This is a genomic window from Prosthecobacter gellanilyticus (assembly GCF_007992435.1).
Lineage (GTDB): Bacteria > Verrucomicrobiota > Verrucomicrobiia > Verrucomicrobiales > Verrucomicrobiaceae > Prosthecobacter > Prosthecobacter gellanilyticus.
In genome coordinates, this window is the sequence record NZ_BKAG01000060.1 from 1 (window position 1) to 16145 (window position 16145).

At 59.9% G+C, this 16145-nt stretch carries 19 protein-coding genes; 12 read left to right on the forward strand and 7 right to left on the reverse strand.

Features of this window, described 5'->3' with window-relative positions:
- Positions 1-27 precede the first annotated feature (27 nt).
- Entirely contained in the window at positions 28-642 is a 615-nt protein-coding gene (locus BGE01nite_RS25430) for a ribonuclease HII (protein WP_146855089.1), read from the reverse strand.
- A 306-nt stretch (positions 643-948) separates the two neighbouring features.
- On the opposite strand from BGE01nite_RS25430, the gene BGE01nite_RS25435 reads away from it, so the two are divergent.
- From BGE01nite_RS25435 to BGE01nite_RS25480, 10 genes are all read left to right on the forward strand, one after another.
- Positions 949-1869, forward strand: coding sequence for a ThuA domain-containing protein (locus BGE01nite_RS25435; protein WP_146855091.1), 921 nt, complete (start codon positions 949-951; stop codon positions 1867-1869).
- A gap of 890 nt (positions 1870-2759) precedes the next feature.
- Positions 2760-3056: a hypothetical protein gene (locus BGE01nite_RS25440; protein ID WP_343203746.1), complete on the forward strand. Its 297-nt coding sequence runs from the start codon at positions 2760-2762 to the stop codon at positions 3054-3056.
- 112 nt (positions 3057-3168) lie between these two features.
- Positions 3169-4320, forward strand: coding sequence for a sensor histidine kinase (locus tag BGE01nite_RS25445; RefSeq protein ID WP_146855096.1), 1152 nt, complete (start codon positions 3169-3171; stop codon positions 4318-4320).
- 171 nt (positions 4321-4491) lie between these two features.
- Positions 4492-5391, forward strand: a complete 900-nt coding sequence (locus BGE01nite_RS25450; RefSeq protein ID WP_146855099.1) for a type II secretion system protein — start codon at positions 4492-4494, stop codon at positions 5389-5391.
- A gap of 98 nt (positions 5392-5489) precedes the next feature.
- Positions 5490-5987 carry a hypothetical protein gene (locus tag BGE01nite_RS25455; protein ID WP_146855102.1) on the forward strand — a complete coding sequence of 166 codons (498 nt, stop codon included), beginning with the start codon at positions 5490-5492 and terminating at the stop codon, positions 5985-5987.
- 99 nt (positions 5988-6086) lie between these two features.
- The gene (locus BGE01nite_RS25460; RefSeq protein WP_146855105.1) at positions 6087-7139 is read left to right on the forward strand and encodes a hypothetical protein; all 1053 of its coding nucleotides are present in this window, start codon (positions 6087-6089) and stop codon (positions 7137-7139) included.
- 11 nt (positions 7140-7150) lie between these two features.
- Positions 7151-7492, forward strand: a complete 342-nt coding sequence (locus BGE01nite_RS25465; RefSeq protein ID WP_170267062.1) for a diacylglycerol kinase family protein — start codon at positions 7151-7153, stop codon at positions 7490-7492.
- 174 nt (positions 7493-7666) lie between these two features.
- Positions 7667-7930: a Sec-independent protein translocase subunit TatA/TatB gene (locus tag BGE01nite_RS25470; protein WP_146855109.1), complete on the forward strand. Its 264-nt coding sequence runs from the start codon at positions 7667-7669 to the stop codon at positions 7928-7930.
- A gap of 60 nt (positions 7931-7990) precedes the next feature.
- Positions 7991-8872: an endonuclease/exonuclease/phosphatase family protein gene (locus BGE01nite_RS25475; RefSeq protein ID WP_170267063.1), complete on the forward strand. Its 882-nt coding sequence runs from the start codon at positions 7991-7993 to the stop codon at positions 8870-8872.
- A gap of 133 nt (positions 8873-9005) precedes the next feature.
- The gene (locus BGE01nite_RS25480) at positions 9006-10064 is read left to right on the forward strand and encodes an NHL repeat-containing protein (RefSeq protein WP_218033100.1); all 1059 of its coding nucleotides are present in this window, start codon (positions 9006-9008) and stop codon (positions 10062-10064) included.
- Between the two features lie 45 nt (positions 10065-10109).
- Here the strand turns inward: BGE01nite_RS25480 and BGE01nite_RS25485 are convergent, their stop codons facing one another.
- The 5 genes from BGE01nite_RS25485 to rpmJ all read right to left on the reverse strand — a co-directional run bounded on the left by BGE01nite_RS25485 (position 10110) and on the right by rpmJ (position 12882).
- Positions 10110-10910, reverse strand: a complete 801-nt coding sequence (locus tag BGE01nite_RS25485) for a sterol desaturase family protein (RefSeq protein ID WP_170267064.1) — start codon at positions 10908-10910, stop codon at positions 10110-10112.
- Positions 10911-11111: 201 nt separating this feature from the next.
- Positions 11112-11723, reverse strand: a complete 612-nt coding sequence (rpsD, locus tag BGE01nite_RS25490) for a 30S ribosomal protein S4 (RefSeq protein WP_146855120.1) — start codon at positions 11721-11723, stop codon at positions 11112-11114.
- A 26-nt stretch (positions 11724-11749) separates the two neighbouring features.
- Positions 11750-12310 (reverse strand): 30S ribosomal protein S11, encoded by a 561-nt coding sequence (gene rpsK / locus BGE01nite_RS25495; protein ID WP_146855122.1) that lies wholly within the window; start codon positions 12308-12310, stop codon positions 11750-11752.
- 36 nt (positions 12311-12346) lie between these two features.
- Positions 12347-12742, reverse strand: a complete 396-nt coding sequence (gene rpsM, locus BGE01nite_RS25500) for a 30S ribosomal protein S13 (RefSeq protein ID WP_146855125.1) — start codon at positions 12740-12742, stop codon at positions 12347-12349.
- Positions 12743-12768: 26 nt separating this feature from the next.
- Positions 12769-12882 carry a 50S ribosomal protein L36 gene (gene rpmJ, locus BGE01nite_RS25505; protein WP_146855128.1) on the reverse strand — a complete coding sequence of 38 codons (114 nt, stop codon included), beginning with the start codon at positions 12880-12882 and terminating at the stop codon, positions 12769-12771.
- Positions 12883-13123: 241 nt separating this feature from the next.
- Between rpmJ and BGE01nite_RS25510 the strand changes: the two genes are divergently transcribed.
- Together BGE01nite_RS25510 and BGE01nite_RS25515 are read left to right on the forward strand one after the other, a co-directional pair.
- Entirely contained in the window at positions 13124-13756 is a 633-nt protein-coding gene (locus BGE01nite_RS25510) for a DUF47 domain-containing protein (protein WP_146855130.1), read from the forward strand.
- 12 nt (positions 13757-13768) lie between these two features.
- On the forward strand, positions 13769-15220 hold the full coding sequence (locus BGE01nite_RS25515; RefSeq protein ID WP_146855133.1) for an inorganic phosphate transporter: 1452 nt from the start codon (positions 13769-13771) through the stop codon (positions 15218-15220).
- 68 nt (positions 15221-15288) lie between these two features.
- Here BGE01nite_RS25515 and BGE01nite_RS25520 read toward each other — a convergent pair whose 3' ends face one another.
- The gene (locus BGE01nite_RS25520; RefSeq protein WP_146855136.1) at positions 15289-16143 is read right to left on the reverse strand and encodes an FAD:protein FMN transferase; all 855 of its coding nucleotides are present in this window, start codon (positions 16141-16143) and stop codon (positions 15289-15291) included.
- Positions 16144-16145 lie beyond the last annotated feature (2 nt).

The window sequence follows — 16145 nt, forward strand, 5'->3', positions numbered from 1 at the left end:
CGACGCTTCGCGACATCGAGGCTGTGCTCAGAGATCGAACATGAGCTGGGCAACGGGGGCGAAGCTGCGGCGGTGCTGGGGGCAGGGGCCGAGTTTCTTCAGGGCTTTTTGGTGGCCAGGGGTGGGGTAGCCTTTGTGGATCTCAAAGCCGTAACCGGGATAGGTTTCGGCCATGGCGATCATGAGCCGATCACGGCGCACTTTGGCGATGATGCTGGCGGCGGCGATGCTGTGACTGAGGCTGTCTCCCTTCACCAAGGCGACGTGGTGGATGGGGAAGTTGCGGACGGGTTTGCCATCGATCAATGCGGCATCGGGCCGGGGATCGAGGGCGAGGGCGCAGCGGCGCATGCCGGTCCAGGTGGCCTGGAGGATGTTCAGGCGGTCGATCTCGTCGATCTCGATCATCTCGGCGTGCCAGCGGATGGCGGTGTTTGCCATGAGCTCGTCGTAGATGCGTTCGCGCTGTTTTTCGTTGAGCTGCTTGGAGTCGTTCAGCTCGGTGTGATGGAAGCCTTCAGGCAGGATCACGGCGGCGACGGAGACGGGACCGGCGAGGGGGCCGCGCCCGGCCTCATCAATGCCCACGATGCAACGGTAGCCGGCGAGGCGCAGTTGGTTTTCGTGGTCGAGGGTGGGCATGGGGATGTGGGCGTAGTTTATGCCTCGAAGTTGGGCGGGAGGCAAAAGAAGATTGGGGGTGGTGCGATGGAGTCGGGGGCATCGACCGGTTGCGTGCATGAGACGCGCTTTCAGCGCTTTCCGGTGGGATGTGGCATCGATACCTGGGGTTGAAACCCCAGGCTTTGATGGGACGTGCCTTTGGCACTTTGAAGGGTGAAGATTCGAGGGGGGCTTTGTTCGTTCGATTGTCATGAGACTTGCAGTGGCTTGGTGAAATGGTGGAGGGTGTGGCCGCGTTTGCTCATCCTTAATTCCTCCAACCTCATGAAGCGTCTGCTTTCCCTCCTCGTTGTTGTTTCCCTGGCCGGTTCTGCCTTTTCGGCGGACAAGAAATCCATTGTCATGATCGCTGGCAAGCCCTCGCACGGGCCTGGGCAGCATGAGCATAATGCGGGGATTCAACTGCTGAAGAAGTGCCTGGAGCAGGGCGCGGCGGATCAGGTGGAGATCAAGTATCATCTGAATGGTGAGTGGCCTTCCCAGGAGGAGCTTTCCAAGGCGGACACAGTGGTGATTTATTCCGATGGTGGTGGCGGGCATCCGGCGCTGCAGGGAGATCGTCTGGCGCAACTCGATAAGGAAATGAAGCGCGGCTGCGGCTTCCTGACACTGCACTACGCGGTGGAGCCGACGATCGAGAAGGGGAACAAGGAGTTCATCGACTGGATGGGCGGCGCGTTTGAGATCAACTGGAGCGTGAACCCGCACTGGGATGCGAATTTCAAGGAGCTCCCGAAGCACCCGATCAGCAATGGCGTGAAGCCTTTTGCGACGAATGACGAGTGGTACTTCTACATGCGCTTCCGCAAAGGCATGGAAGGTGTGACACCGATCCTGAGCGATGTGGCACCGGAGTCAACGATGAGCCGCGCAGACGGTCATCACAGCGGCAATCCGGCGGTGCGTGAGTCGGTGAAGAACAAGGAGAAGCAGCATGTGGCCTGGGCTTCTGAGAATGCGGGTGGTGGGCGCGGTTTCGGCTTCACCGGCGGGCATTTCCACAAGGGCTGGGCGAACAATGAGCAGCGCAAGCTGGTGCTGAATGCGATCCTGTGGACGGCGAAGGTGGACGTGCCTGCGGAAGGCGTGGCCTCCACGGTGACGGATGCTGACATGACAGCGAATCTGGATCCGAAGCCGGGTCAGGGGCTGCCGGAGAAGGTGAAGAAGCTGCTCGGGAAGTGAGGCCGGAGGTGGTTCTCGGTTTGCTGTTCGCTGTTCTCGGTTGCTAAGATCGGAGTGGAGGATGTGAACCACGAATGGACACGAATGACCAAGCCGTGATGGGCTTGGTCGTTTGTGTTTATAGGGCTTTGCGGTGTCCAAAGGGGCCGCTTGGGTCCGTTGTCGTGTGTGGGATGGTCGTGGAGAGTGCGGGGCTATGAATGCGTTTTTTTACAGGAGATTTGGAGTTGGGGACGGACCTTCGCCAAGGCTATGGACTGCGAGGTGGGGAGTACTGGCCTACGGAACACATGGGAGGGGGATGGAACCCGTTACCGTTGTTGACGGTGGTTTCAGAGGAGAGGGGCGATCCGAGTCAATCCGACCGGATCCGACCTGTGGCGAGAGGGGTGGAAGGTGTTGGCGGAGGCTTGGGCTCAACTTTCGGAGAAAGTTGGCCACTTTGGGAGCGATCCAGCCTAATCAAGGTAGATCCAGGCTAGAGGAGTTTGGCAGAGTTCAGGGAGCCGAACGTTGACGCCAGCCGCTACGACGAGTGGCTTCGAGTCAATCCGACTGGATCCGACCTTGTGGGCTGCTGGGGGACTGATGGACATTGAGACGTTCGAAGACGGCATGCTGACGCCTGCCGCTACACGAGGGGGATCCGAGTGAATCCGACCTGATCCAAGTAAGGAGGATGGTTTGATTTCAACTCTGGGGCGAGCCAGGGTGTCTGCTGCGTGATGATCTTTGTGTGATGCTGCTTCGTGTTTCCATCTTCCTTGGCTTGAGCGCGGCTGCGTGGGTGCAGGCGGCGGTGCTGACGTCCGTCACGCCGGGGCTGGGGATGTGCATGGCGGGGTGCCCCTGACGGTGCGTGGGTCAGGTTTTGTGAAGGGGGGACGGGGGTGACGGTCAGCGATGCGCCGTGTACGGATGTGGTGGTGAATGCGGCAATGATCACCTGTGTCTCACCAGCGAGGCCGGAGGGGATGCATGCGATGAGTGTGACTACCCCCCAAGGTACGGTGACGAAGGACACGGAGTGGACCGGCTGGAATGCGGTGGGGGCAGGGTATGGGGCGGTCGACCGAGGTAAATTCGCCCTGGGTGCCCTGGTGGTGATCCCTGGACCGGTGCTGTCTGCGGCGCAGATGAAGAAGCTGAGCCTGTGGGCGCGGAAGTGGGGTGGTGTTTCCCCCTGAGCGGCGAGTGCAGGCGGCAGCCACAATGGAGTCGTCCTGATAATCATGGCATTGGTATAACAAATAATTGAGATACATAACGTAAAGCCTGGGATCGCCTTTACTCTGGGCCATGCTCCATGAATTTCTTTCCCTTCATCGGGTGGAGCTTATTCAGAGATGCCAGACCAAGGTGGCGAAACGTGCGTCTCCAGAAGCCACGGCAGATGAGCTGGATCATGGCGTGCCGTTTTTCCTGGACCAGCTGATCAAAACCCTCACGATGGAGCAGACGGCAAACCCGATGGAAAGCCGGAAGGTTTCGGGTCCCGAAGGGGGCGGCAAACCAGCGCACTCTGAACTGGGTGACATGGCGGCGCGGCATGGTGGTGAGCTCATGCGCCGGGGCTTCACCGTCGAGCAGGTGGTGCATGATTACGGGGACCTTTGCCAGTCCATCACGGACCTAGCCTTCGAAATCAACGAACCGGTGAATGTGGACGAGTTCCGGACGCTGAACCGCTGCCTGGACAACGCGATCGCCATGGCGGTCACGGAATACAACTATCAGCGGGATTTTGTCCTGGCTGACAAGCAGGTGCAGGCGCTGAATGTGCAGATTGGTTTCTTCGCCCATGAGCTGCGAAATTTCCTGAACACCGCCACACTGGCGCTCTTCGCCATGAAGGATGGCAACCTGGGACTCACGGGGGCCACGGGCAGTGTCCTGGATCGTTCTCTGGTATGCATGAGGACGCTGATCGACCGTTCGCTGACCGATGTGCGAATGACCGCTGGCATGCCGCTGCGTCATGAGCTGTTCTCGCTCGCGGATTTCATCGGCGAACTCAAACTTTCGGCGACTCTGGAGGCGCGGGTGCGGGAATGTGCGCTGGTCGTCTCAGAAGTGGATGGGCGCCTCGCCATCGATGGGGATCGGGACTTGTTACTTTCCGCCGTTGGTAATCTCCTGCAGAATGCCTTCAAGTTTACCCACCATGGGACCAAGGTTTTCTTGAATGCTTATGCACAGGGTGACCGCATTCTCATTGATGTGGAGGACCACGGAGACGGCCTGCCTCCCGGGGATGTGGAGAAGATGTTTCAGCCCTTCACCCAATGCGGGGATGATAAGAGCGGCCTGGGCCTGGGGCTCTCCATTTCACGTCGTAGTGTGGAGGCCAATGACGGCATATTGAGGGTCCGAAACAAGATGCCCTCCGGCTGCATTTTTACGATTGATCTGCCACGTCACACCCTGCTGGCGGGGGCGGGGCAGGTATGAGGGATGTGGAGGCGCCCCAGCCGGGGGCATCACCGGGGCCAAATCGAGGGGGAGTAAGAAAAGATTTTTCTCGCCATTTTCGGCGCTCGTTTGTCATAATGATGATGGGTGCCGGGATATTCATTCCGGCGTCTATTCACATAACATAATACAAAAGAAAAACGCACTACTATGAAGAGAGCACTCCAACGAGGTTTCACCCTCATTGAACTCCTGGTGGTGATCACCATTATCGCGATTCTCGCGAGCTTGGCGGTCCCCACTTTCAACGTGATCCAGGACATGGCGAACCAAACGTCCACGTCGAACAACTGCCGGCAGATCATCATGGCGATGAAAATCTTCGCCAATGACAACAACTCGATCTACCCGGACACCTACAACAACCCGCAGACAGGCGGTATGGCCATCACCTCCAATGATGCCTTCCGCGTGCTGATCCAGGAAGACATCATTCAGGACGAGCGCATTTTCGGCGCGAAGGCCTCGAAGTTCCAGCCCGATGGCAACATCGGCACGGCACCTTCCTTTGACCAGTCTCTGCAGGCAGGTGAGAACCACTGGGCTCTGACCCAAGGTCAGACGACGTCCAGCAACGGCATCATGCCGCTGGTGTACGAAAACCCGCTGGCTCCAAGCTGGCCGCCCCAGTGGAACTGCGACGCCGCAGGTCAGCCGAAGGAAGGCCGCGCCTGGCGCGGTGGCAAGATCATCATCGGCCGCAACGACAACTCGGTGCAGGTCGAGCAGCTGGCCACGAAAAAAGGCCCTGCTGTGGGTCCAAAAGCGATGGCTGGTGGCTATGACATCTTCACGATGGCCAGCCAGAACATGCCTCAGCAGGTGCTGCAGATCCTGAGCACCGGCCAGGTGTCTGGTGGCATGATGGGTGACCCTAGCGGCGGTCTCCCTGGTGCTCCTGGCGCTGGTGGTCTTCCAGGCCTGCCCGGCGCTCCTGGCGCCCTGCCAGGTCTCCCTGGTGCTGCTCCTGGTGGTCTGCCTCCTGCTCCTGGCGGCCTGCCTGCAGCTCCTGGCGGTCTGCCAACCCTCCCAGGTGCCCCTGGCAAGTAATCCTGCCCAGGTGAACTAACTCAACTGGCGCCGCCGGGATAATCTCCCGGCGGCGTTTTGCTACCTTCGCTTATCCGTCCCCCCCTTTTTGCTGCCACATGTCCGCCGCTCCACTCAGCCCACGCCAGCTCTTCCACCTGCTCGACTCCGGCCGGATCACGCGAGAAGAGTTCCGGGCCAAGATGAACGAGTGCGCGGTGGAGATCATTGAGGAAATGGAGGAGGACCGGCTGAATCCGGTGGCGGCGCTGATGGAGCAGATGCTGAGCCGCCGGGCTGCCTCCAAGCTGATGAAGCATCATCAAGAAGCGCATGTCCGGGAGGTGCTGCAGGCCCTGTCCGAAGTGGAGGACTTTTCCCCGGCGCGCTGGCTCTGGAATGCCGCTCATCCGCACATCCCCCTGCATGCCTTTTTCCGCAGCCAGAGGAAGCCCGTGTTCCGGGTGGTAGGCCTGGACTCCCTGCCGCAGCTCGTGACGGTGACCGTGGAGTATGGCACACCCGGGATGGACGGGGTGGTGCGTGAGCAAATACGACTCCGGCGCGACCGACGCGGAAAGCTGGGGTTGGAGAGGCGGCAGTTTGTGCCCGATTGAAGAAGCCCGCCTTTTCCATTTCCCACCGGCCTTGATTTTTTGGGCCTTATTTAGTTCTCGTTCGTGCGTTTAAAGAACACCTTCCCGTTCCCAACCTTCATGAAACCCACCCTCCTGCTCACCTTGCTCTCCGGCGCCGCCCTGTTTCAGGCCCAGGCCCAGACTCCGACACCTGCCACGGCTCCAGCAGCTGAAACGACTCCTGCTGCTGAGAAACCCAAGCTGACGGAAGCCCAGGTCAACAATGTGCTGAGCCAGCTTAAAGATCTGGAGAAAGCCATCCTGAATCAGCGCGGGACCACGCTGAGCTCCATCCTGGCCAAGCTCAATGATGCGGTTGCGAGTGATCAGTCTGCCATCAAGTTTTTCACGGATTGCGACGTGCTGGTGAACAGCGAGCGCAAGGAGGCCAGCAAGGCCGAGGCGCGTCAGCGTGCTGAGATGGTGGAGCGAAACATGGAGCGCAAGAGCAAGGCTGGGGCCAGCGCTGATGATGAGGAAGGGGACACGGCCCTGGCGCTGCGCTTTGGACTGAGGTATCTGATCCTGACCTTGGAGGCGCACGAGGCCAAGGATGAAGATTTCAAGAAAATGGTGCCCAAGCTGCAGGCCTACATCACGGATCTGGTGGCCTCGGCGCCGAAACTGAAAGGCCGTGCGATGAACACGCTGAACCGTGTGTGCGGTGGCAACAGCCCGGTGATCCAGGCCTTTGAGCTGGACCGCTACCTGACCCGTCCGCATTGGAACCGCAATCCGACTGACTTCGGCGGGATGTACAACCAGACGCTGCTGTTTGTGGCGAAGACGGAATCCCCTGAGTCCATGGCGACGCTGTGGGACAGCCGCATCAACAACGAGGCCGCCTTCCGCAAGGAACAGATGGCCGAGCCGGAGTATCTGCTCTGGGTCAAGAACGAGGTGCCGGCACTGCGCTGGGAGCGCGCCACCTTCCTCTATGATGACGGCCCCTCGGCCATTGCCGGCATGGCGGACATGCTGAAGGTGATCAAGGAATTCCCCGCTCATGCGGATGCTCCATCCTGGGTGCAGCAGCTGCGCACTTCGGTGAATGCCTCCTCAGCCACTCCTGCGACGAGTGATCCCTCTGCCACGCCGCCGCCGACACCGAACACGGCAGGGACCAACTGATGGAATGGCTCATGTGGTTGAAGGGCCTTTTCCGTAGTTTTCGTTATGCCTTTGCGGGCATCGCCTGGGCTTTGTCATCCCAGCGGAATCTGCGCATTCATGCGGTGGCCACGCTGGTGGCGGTGGGACTGGGTTTTGTGCAGGGCATCGCCGCCTGGGAATGGTGTGCGGTGCTGTTTTGCGTGGCACTGGTCTGGGGGGCGGAACTGCTGAACAGCGCCCTGGAGGTGCTGTGTGACCGCGTGACGACCCAGGAGGACCCTCACATCCGTCGGGCCAAGGATGCGGCGGCGGGAGCCGTGCTGGTCTGTGCCATCATCAGCGTGGTAGTGGCGGCAATTGTGTTTCTTTGAGTAAAAAAGAATATAAAAAGCCTCCAGCATGAACGTTTAAGAGACAGAAGCGTCTATTTTCCCAATCGGAAAACCCGCTTCTGACTAGCCTGAGCAACGGACGATGAGCCCCACTGGGAACGACTGAAAGTCCGAATTGCAGCCAGGCATAAACCATGCAAGTCTAACTCTATCATGAACATCCCCCAAGTCATCGCCGGCATCGGCCCTCTCGGCACCCCCGAGTTGATCATCATCGCCGTTCTCGTTCTGATCCTTTTTGGTGCAAAAAAGCTGCCCACCTTTGCTCGCAGTCTGGGCAAGAGCATGGGTGAGTTCCGCAAGGCCAAGGATGAGTTTGAGCGCGAACTGCACTCTGCCCAGGATGAAGTCGAGCGTCCGACCATCCCCCAGAGCGTGGAAAAGCGCCAGCCTGTGAATTCCTCCCAGGACGTCTGATCAAACTGATTTCATGTGGTTCCCAGGATGAACATCACGGGATTTTTAGGGCGGGCCTTGGTGCCCGCCCTTTTGCTGCTCACCTGTCTCGCCCGGGCGGCTGAGCCTGAGCAGTACACCTTCTGCAGCTACAATGTGCGGAACTGGCTGAAGATGGAGCGGTTTGAGGAAGGCAAGACGGCTCCTGCGGCCGGGAAGCCTGAGGAGGAAAAGCGGCGTGTCGTGGAGATCCTGATGAAGATCCACCCGGATGTGCTGGGTGTGTGCGAGATGGGCACGGACGAGGATGTGCAGGACCTGCAGAAGCGGCTCAAGAAGGCCGGAATCGACCTCCCGCATGTGGAGCGTGGTCACGGTGGAGATCCCACCCGCAGCCTGGCGCTGCTGTCGCGGTTTCCCATCAAGGCGCGGAACTCGCAGACGGACCTGACCTACAAGCTGGGGGAGCAGACCTTTCCCATGCAGCGCGGCATTCTGGATGCGACGGTGGAACTGCATGCCGATCTGCAGGTACGCTTCCTCGGCGTGCATCTGAAGTCGATGCGCGAGGTGGATGAAGCGGACCAGGCCCTGATGCGCCGCAACGAGGCGCATCTGCTGCGGAACCACATTGACAAGATCCTGGCCCAGAACACGCAGACGCGGATCCTCTGCTACGGTGACTTCAATGAGCACCGCAACGAGCCTTCCATCAGTGCCATCATCGGCAGCCGGGCTTCAGACGCCTACATGATGGACCTTCTGCTGCGTGACGTGAACGATCAGGTCTGGACCCATTTCTGGGATGCGGCAGACAGCTACGCCAGGCTGGACTACGTCTTCACCAGTCGCGCGATGAGGCCCTACATCGACCTGCGGAACTGCCGCGTCCATCATGAGCGTGACTTCATCACGGCCAGTGATCACCGGCCACTGGTGATCCGGATCAAGGACCGACTTTGAGGTGGTGACTGAGGGCTGTCGAATCCGGCAGCCTTTGTGCTTTTCTGCTGCCTATTGGGGTGAGTCTCTTCTCTGGCAAGTCCCGGGTATCTGCTGCCGTTCCCCTCGCATGTCTGGCACTTCCTCCACTCTTATGAATCGTCGCCGTTTCGCCGTGGGCGCGGCGTCTACTTTAGTCGCACCTTTTGTTCGGGCAGAAAGCAAGACCGCGCCGGAGTTTCATGGAGAGATCGTGGGGCATGGCGAGTTCCGCTTCCGCGTGGACAAGCTGTGGAGCAAGGCGGATGCAGCCAGGACGCCCGTGAAGGACTGCCATGAGATGGCGCAGGCAGCGGACGGCCGTCTCTTCATGCTGACGAACCACGGCCAGAACAACGTGCTCATCTACGATGTGAAGGGCGCGTTGCTTGAGTCATGGACGCTGAAGTTTGGCAGCGCACACGGGCTGACGCTGCACCGCGAGGCGGACGGGAGGGAGTTCCTCTACATCACGGATCCAGGCTCGGGTCGCGTGGCGAAGACGACACTCAGCGGCGAGATCGTGCTGGAGCTCGAGCATCCCTCAAAGAATGGCGCTTACAAAGCCGTGGAGGACTACAAGCCCACCGAGACGGCCGTGGCTCCCAATGGGGATATCTACGTGGCTGATGGCTATGGCTCCCAGTATGTGCTGCGTTTTGACAAGGCGGGGAAGTTCCTCTCGAAATTCGGCGGCAAGAGCACGCAGCCGGTGAATCCAGGGCGCTTCATGCAGGCGCATGGCGTGGCGATCGATACCCGTGGTGAGAAGCCGCTGCTGGTGGTCACAGAGCGCATCCGCAATGAGTTCAACTGGTTCACGCTCGAAGGCGAGCACGTGCGCGGTGTGTATCTTCCTGGCGCGTATGTGAGCCGCCCGGTCATTCACGGGAAGAACCTGTATTCAGGTGTGTGTTTTGGCGCGAAGCCGAATGACTTCCGCATGTGGCAGGGACGTGGCTTTGTGACCATCCTGGATGAGGCTGGCAAGGTGGTCTCCAATCCCGGCGGCCAGGCGCCTGCTTATGACGGGGACCAGCTCAAGGTCATGCTGCAGGACAAGCCTGTCTTTAACAACTGCCACGACGTCTGTGTGGACACGCAGGGAGACCTCTATGTCTGCCAGTGGAACAGCGGTGGCGTGTACCCCTACAAGCTGCATCGGGAGGCGTGATCAAGGTCAACACGGGAGGAGGTTTGCCGCCTCTCTTGTTAGGCCTTACTTCCACAAGTTCCGCACCGGCTCCCAGAGCTGGCGCGGCATGTCCTGCGGGAAACCTCCGGCCACGCCGAAGTCTTCCGGAATGCGGCCTTTGGGCATGTAGTAGGTGCCGAACAAGATGTCCCAAAACGGAAACAGGCCCGCGAAGTTCTTGTCCCAGGCCTCGCGCTGGCGGCTGTGATGCCAGCGATGAAACACGGGCGTGGCGATCACCGCGCGCAGCGGGCCGAAGTCCCAGTTCAGCTTCGCATGCAGGAAGATGGCGTAGAGCGTGAAGAAGGGTGCCGTGGAAAGGGTGACCCAGGGATTGAAGCCCAGCAGAAGCAGAGGCGTGACCTGGACGAACTTGGTGACCATGTCATTCACCGGATGCACACGGATGCTGCTGAGCCAGTCGAGGTCCTCCGAACTGTGATGCACCGCGTGGAAGGCCCACCATTTGCCGCCGTGGAAGATGCGGTGGCTCCAGTAGCCGAGGAAGTCGGAGATGAAGTAGATCTCCAGCGCCTGCAGCCAGATGGGCTGGTGGGAAAGGGGGCCAAAACCCACGTAGGCCTTGCTCTGAAAATCCGCCACGCTGGCGACACCGCACCAGACGAGCAATGCGGCAGGAAGGAGGATCACGCCCTTGGAGAAGACCCGCGTCACAAAGGGCGTGAAGAACCAGTAGCCCACGTCTGTCATCCAGCCCCGGCGGATCAGCGGACCGCGCACCTTGCCGAAGACACGCTCGATGACGAAGAAGATCAGGGAAAGAACCAGCAGGCCGATCAGAGTGTTTTTGAGGGAAGGGGACATCTGGCATGCACAACGCAGCAGCGGGTCGTGCGGTAACAAAAGGCGTGGCAATGAATGACCAATGCCGTGCAGACGGCGTCCTATTTGTCCCTGGCGTCCTTTCCGTCCTTCGCTAGACATAGCGGCCACGTCCGCCCCAAACGCAAAACACCGGACGCACTTTCGTGGGTCCGGTGTCTTGAAAAGGTTGTCTCGCTAAGATTAGCGGGAGTAGAGTTCAACCACGAGCTGCTCGTTAGCGATCGGGTTGATCTCGTCACGGATCGGAGCGCGGTTCACGACGGCGCTGACGCTGTCACGATCCACCGTCATCCAATCTGGAGTTGGGTTGCCGAGGGTCATTTCCAGGAAACGGCCGACGAGCTGCTGGGAGCGCGGGCTGTCCTTGACGCCGATCTTGTCACCAGGCTTCACCTGGAAGCTGGCGATGTTCACCACGCGACCGTTGACGGTGATGTGGCGATGGCTCACCAGCTGGCGGGAGGCGAAGCGGGTGTTCGCGAAGCCCATGCGGTAGACCACGTTGTCGAGACGCATCTCGAGCAGCTGGAGGAGGATTTCACCCGTCACGCCCTTGCGGCGCTGGGCTTCGGCGAAGAAGCGGCGGAACTGCTTCTCAAGAACGCCGTATTGGAAGCGGAGCTTCTGCTTCTCGATGAGGGCCACGCCGTATTCAGAGACTTTGCGGCGGGCATTGCGGACGCCGTGCTGCCCTGGTGGGAAGTTACGGAGTTCGAGAGCTTTGGAAGGACCGAAAAGGGCGATGCCGAAGCGGCGGGCGATCTTTTCGCGAGGACCTGTGTAACGTGCCATAAACTAGTAAAAAGGGAGGGCTGGGATTAAACGCGACGGGCTTTCGGCGGACGGCAGCCGTTGTGAGGGATCGGGGTCGCGTCTTTCACGACGGTGACTTCCACGCCCAGGGCCTGGATGGCACGGACAGCGGATTCACGACCGGAACCAGGGCCGCGGAGGCGGACTTCCACGTCACGGAGACCGTGACCCATGGCCTGGCGGCAGGCGTCCTGCGCCACGACCTGAGCGGCGTATGCAGTGCCCTTACGGGAGCCACGGAAGCCCATCTTGCCGGCGGTGGACCAGCCGATGACGTTACCGACTCGGTCGGTGATGGTCACCATGGTATTGTTAAAGGTAGCCTGCACATGGACGATACCAGAGGAGACGTTCTTGGAACCCTTGGCCTTGATGACCTTGGTGGTTTCGGTGCCATCGCCGCCGCCGATTTCAGCCCAGACGCTCTGGGACACGGCACGGTCGCCGGAGGTAGGTTGCTTGTCAGCACCAGGGACTGGTGCGGCGGCCGGGGCTGCCGCAGGAGCAGCGGCCGGGGCGGGAGCGGCAGCTTCAGGAGCTGCTGCGGGTGTCGTTTCTTCTGCCATGTTAGGTGGGGATTGTTCGTGTTGCTACCGCGTGGATTAGACCTTGCCCTTCTTGGCACCTGGGTTCTTCTGAGCGCCCACCGTCTTACGGGGACCCTTGCGAGTGCGGGCGTTGGTGTGGGTGCGCTGGCCACGGACTGGAAGACCACGACGATGGCGGGTGGCGCGGTAGCAATTGATGCCGAGGAGACGCTTCATGTGCATCTGCTGTTCACGGCGAAGGTCACCTTCGATGACGATCTTGAGAGCCTGTGCCGTCTGGGCGATCTGGGACAGCTGGTCATCCGTCAGTTCACCCGTGCGGATGTTCGGATCAATGCTGGTGTGTGCCAGGATTTTGCGGCTGAGGGGAAGACCGATGCCAAAGATATAAGGCAGGGAATATTCGATCTTCTTTTCGTTCGGGATTTCGACTCCAAGTAGGCGTGCCATAACAGAAGGTGCTTAATTAAAAAGGATTAACCCTGACGCTGTTTGTGGCGTGGGTTTTTGCAGACGACGCGGACAACACCAGCGCGACGGATGACGCGGCAAAGTTCGCACAGAGGTTTCACAGACGGACGGACTCGCATATAACGATGGTTACGGGGGAAGTTCCACCCATTAGGGCGGAGGGGTCGGAGTCGTATCACAGCGACCCTGCCGTGCAACTGACAATTTTGAGTTTTTCACAATCGGGGCGCTCTTTTTTTCTTGCACTTGAGGCCATTTTCCAAAAAAGCGACCCGCTCCCAGCGGTTACATGAACGTCACTTGACACCTTGCGTCCTCTGCCGTGACTCCGCCGCCTCCCCCCGACAACCCATTGCTCCCATGATTTCCCTTCAAAGTCTGTTTGGCAAAAAAGACGTGTTTTATGATCTGCTGGAGGCCAGCGCGGCCCAGGCCCGCAAGAGTGTCCAAGCATTGCATGGCCTGCTCTCCGCTCCCGCGGGCTCCAATCCATCCCTGGAAACCTTCTCGGCCTCCCGGCGCGAGGACAAGAAGATCACCCAGCAGATCGATGAAGCGCTATGCCGCACTTTCATCACTGAATTGGAGCGCGAGGACATCGCCGCCCTCGCTACCGCCCTTTATAAGATCCCGAAGACTGTGGAAAAGATCGCCGAGCGCATTGTGATCTCCCCTGAGCGCGTGGCCGGTGTGGATTTTTCCAGGCAGACCGCCTTGATGGACGCTGCCGCTGACACCGTGGTCACCATGATCTCCGAGTTGCGCTCCAAGCTCCACCTCGAGCGTCTGAAGGTGCTGAATGACGAGCTCCAGAAGATCGAGGGCGATGCTGACAAGCTCGTGCTCGACTGCCTGCGTGATCTCTACAACAGCGGTCGTGATCCGATCACGGTCATTGTGCTGAAAGATCTCTACGACCTGCTGGAAAAGGTCGTGGACCGCTGCCGCGATGCCGGCAAGGTCGTGTCCCAAATCGTGCTCAAGAACTCCTGATCTGCCACGCGCATGACTCTCGTCCTGACCGTGGTCCTGGTGGCGCTCATCTTTGAGTACATCAATGGATTCCACGATACTGCCAACTCCATCGCCACCGTCGTCTCCACGAAGGTACTTAGCCCGCGCCAGGCCATCCTGCTGGCGGCCATCACCAACCTCGTGGGTGCCCTCATTGGCCATGCCGTGGCCAAGACCGTCTCATCCGGACTGGTCGATGCTCAGTTTGTCACTGACAAAACACTGCTGTGCGCGCTGCTGGGTGGCATCGTCTGGAATTTGCTAACTTGGTGGTTAGGCCTGCCGAGCAGTTCCACGCACGCCATGGTGGGTGGTCTTTGTGGCGCGACCCTGGCTACCGCGCAAAACAACTGGGCTTCCATCTACTGGTCTGTCGCGAAAACGGACAAGGTGACTGGTGCGGTCAAGATGGAGGGCGTGCTGCACAAGGTGGTCCTTCCCATGATCACCAGTCCGATCATTGGCTTCACAGTCGGCCTGCTCTTCATGACGCTGTTGTACATCCTACTCAGGTCGGCGCGGCCTTCATGGGTCAGCCGTGTTTTCGGCAAATTGCAGCTTGTGAGCGCGGGTTACATGGGCTTTGCCCACGGCTTGGCTGATGCTCAGAAAACCATGGGCATCATCACCCTGGCCTTGGTGACGGCCACGACCGCTGGCAGCCTGGACAATGTTCCTGGCATCTTCAGCTTTTTGAAGATGGATAAATCCAAGGTGGCCGAGGAACAGATCGTCGCCCTGGAAAAGGGTTCCGCCACACCGGCCGAGAATGCCGCAACTCTGATGAAGGAAGCTGAGAGTTTGCAGCCAGGTGAGTTTAAAGAGTCATTCGAGACCCTGGCTCATCTTGCGTTTGTGGCCGCAGGAGATTCCAAGGGTGCCGACGCCGCTTTGGCCAGGGCCAAGCTCTCCCATCAGCAAGCGGTGGATCATGAGAATGCCCGCTGGATGCCGAAGGTGCCCGTCATCGGCCCCATGGTGGCCGCCAAGCCTACCGACTGGCTCAAGACCCTGCAGGCCGAGGTCAAGGTGGCTGAAGAGTCCAAAAAGCCCGGTCTGCCTGCTGCGGCGAAAAAGGTGCGCGCGGTGTCTCCCGACGTCCCGGCTTGGATCAAGGTGATTTGCGCCCTTATCATGGCCGCTGGCACGGCCGGTGGCGGTTGGAAGATCATCAAGACCATGGGGCATAAGATGGTGAAGCTGCAGCCCGTGCACGGCTTCGCCGCCGAGACGACGGCCGCCACCGTTCTGGCCGTGACCAGTCAGATGGGCATGACTGTTTCCACGACCCATGCCATCACCACTAGCATCATGGGCGTGGGCTGTGCGAAACGTTTCAGCGCCCTGCGCCTGAACGTCGTCACCCGCATCATTTGGGCCTGGGTACTCACCATCCCGGCTACGGGTTTCCTCGGCTACGTGTTCTATAAGATCGTTGGGTAACCAATGATCTGACAATCGCCCTCAAACTTCAGCGCCTGCGTGCATCCCTCGCAGGCGTTTTTGTTTTGCTATACCCAAAGCGCCTCCACCTGTCCTTCATATCGCTCGCACAGCGTCTTCACCTCTTCCTCGCTCATGATCATGAAAGCCGTGGAAAGCGCATCGGAGAGCGCGGCGGAAGGTGCTAGCGCATAGCTCCGCCGCTCCTGCACCGGCATGGGATGCAGCGTGCGCGGGTTCATGATGTGCGCGCCTTTGACCTGAAAGCCGCTGCCGCTCAGTGCCCGCTCCGTCAGCGTCAGCGCGTGCGCGCCATCCGCCAGCGTCACCTGCCAGCCGCTCTCGTCAGGAGGCGTGCCCAGGGCCAGGAGGGTGCTGTCACCCGCGTTCAGAAAGGCGCTGGAGATGCTCCAGTCCTGCAAAATGTTCGCCGCCTGGTCCAGCGCGTAACCTTTGCCCACGGCGCCGAGATCAAAGACCATGCGGTCAGCGTTCACCGTCACGCGCAGCCCATCTTCACCCAGGTCAAAGAGCTGGGAGCCAATGCTCTGCCGTGCCCGGGCGAGACGCTCCGGTTCTGGTTCACGCAGGTTGCCCTCCGCATCACGCCACAGATGCATCAGCGGGCCGATGGTGATGTCAAAGGCGCCTGCGGTCTCTTCCCACATGCTTTTAGCCAGTGTCAGGCAGTCCCACACGGCGAGAGACACACAGAGGCTTTCGCCAGTGTGCAGTTGGCTGAGCCGCCAGATATCACTCGTATGGCGGAACCGGCTCAGTTCGTCCTCCAGTCTTGCGATCTCTGTAAACACCGCTTCCGCAGCCTGCGCGGCATACTCCGCTTCCTCATGGACGATGATCAACTCAAAGGTCGTGGCCATCGCCTCCGCGCCGAAGCTGTGCATCTGGGGCGTGCCACTCATCA

What these genes read in the sequence shown, in the direction of transcription:
- BGE01nite_RS25430 (WP_146855089.1), bottom strand. Translation starts at nt 642, where the DNA reads ATGCCCACCCTCGACCACGAAAACCAACTGCGCCTCGCCGGCTACCGT.
- BGE01nite_RS25435 (WP_146855091.1), top strand. Translation starts at nt 949, where the DNA reads ATGAAGCGTCTGCTTTCCCTCCTCGTTGTTGTTTCCCTGGCCGGTTCT.
- BGE01nite_RS25445 (WP_146855096.1), top strand. Translation starts at nt 3,169, where the DNA reads ATGCTCCATGAATTTCTTTCCCTTCATCGGGTGGAGCTTATTCAGAGA.
- BGE01nite_RS25450 (WP_146855099.1), top strand. Translation starts at nt 4,492, where the DNA reads ATGAAGAGAGCACTCCAACGAGGTTTCACCCTCATTGAACTCCTGGTG.
- BGE01nite_RS25455 (WP_146855102.1), top strand. Translation starts at nt 5,490, where the DNA reads ATGTCCGCCGCTCCACTCAGCCCACGCCAGCTCTTCCACCTGCTCGAC.
- BGE01nite_RS25460 (WP_146855105.1), top strand. Translation starts at nt 6,087, where the DNA reads ATGAAACCCACCCTCCTGCTCACCTTGCTCTCCGGCGCCGCCCTGTTT.
- BGE01nite_RS25465 (WP_170267062.1), top strand. Translation starts at nt 7,151, where the DNA reads ATGTGGTTGAAGGGCCTTTTCCGTAGTTTTCGTTATGCCTTTGCGGGC.
- BGE01nite_RS25470 (WP_146855109.1), top strand. Translation starts at nt 7,667, where the DNA reads ATGAACATCCCCCAAGTCATCGCCGGCATCGGCCCTCTCGGCACCCCC.
- BGE01nite_RS25480 (WP_218033100.1), top strand. Translation starts at nt 9,006, where the DNA reads ATGAATCGTCGCCGTTTCGCCGTGGGCGCGGCGTCTACTTTAGTCGCA.
- BGE01nite_RS25485 (WP_170267064.1), bottom strand. Translation starts at nt 10,910, where the DNA reads ATGTCCCCTTCCCTCAAAAACACTCTGATCGGCCTGCTGGTTCTTTCC.
- rpsD (WP_146855120.1), bottom strand. Translation starts at nt 11,723, where the DNA reads ATGGCACGTTACACAGGTCCTCGCGAAAAGATCGCCCGCCGCTTCGGC.
- rpsK (WP_146855122.1), bottom strand. Translation starts at nt 12,310, where the DNA reads ATGGCAGAAGAAACGACACCCGCAGCAGCTCCTGAAGCTGCCGCTCCC.
- rpsM (WP_146855125.1), bottom strand. Translation starts at nt 12,742, where the DNA reads ATGGCACGCCTACTTGGAGTCGAAATCCCGAACGAAAAGAAGATCGAA.
- rpmJ (WP_146855128.1), bottom strand. Translation starts at nt 12,882, where the DNA reads ATGCGAGTCCGTCCGTCTGTGAAACCTCTGTGCGAACTTTGCCGCGTC.
- BGE01nite_RS25510 (WP_146855130.1), top strand. Translation starts at nt 13,124, where the DNA reads ATGATTTCCCTTCAAAGTCTGTTTGGCAAAAAAGACGTGTTTTATGAT.
- BGE01nite_RS25515 (WP_146855133.1), top strand. Translation starts at nt 13,769, where the DNA reads ATGACTCTCGTCCTGACCGTGGTCCTGGTGGCGCTCATCTTTGAGTAC.
- BGE01nite_RS25520 (WP_146855136.1), bottom strand. Translation starts at nt 16,143, where the DNA reads ATGAGTGGCACGCCCCAGATGCACAGCTTCGGCGCGGAGGCGATGGCC.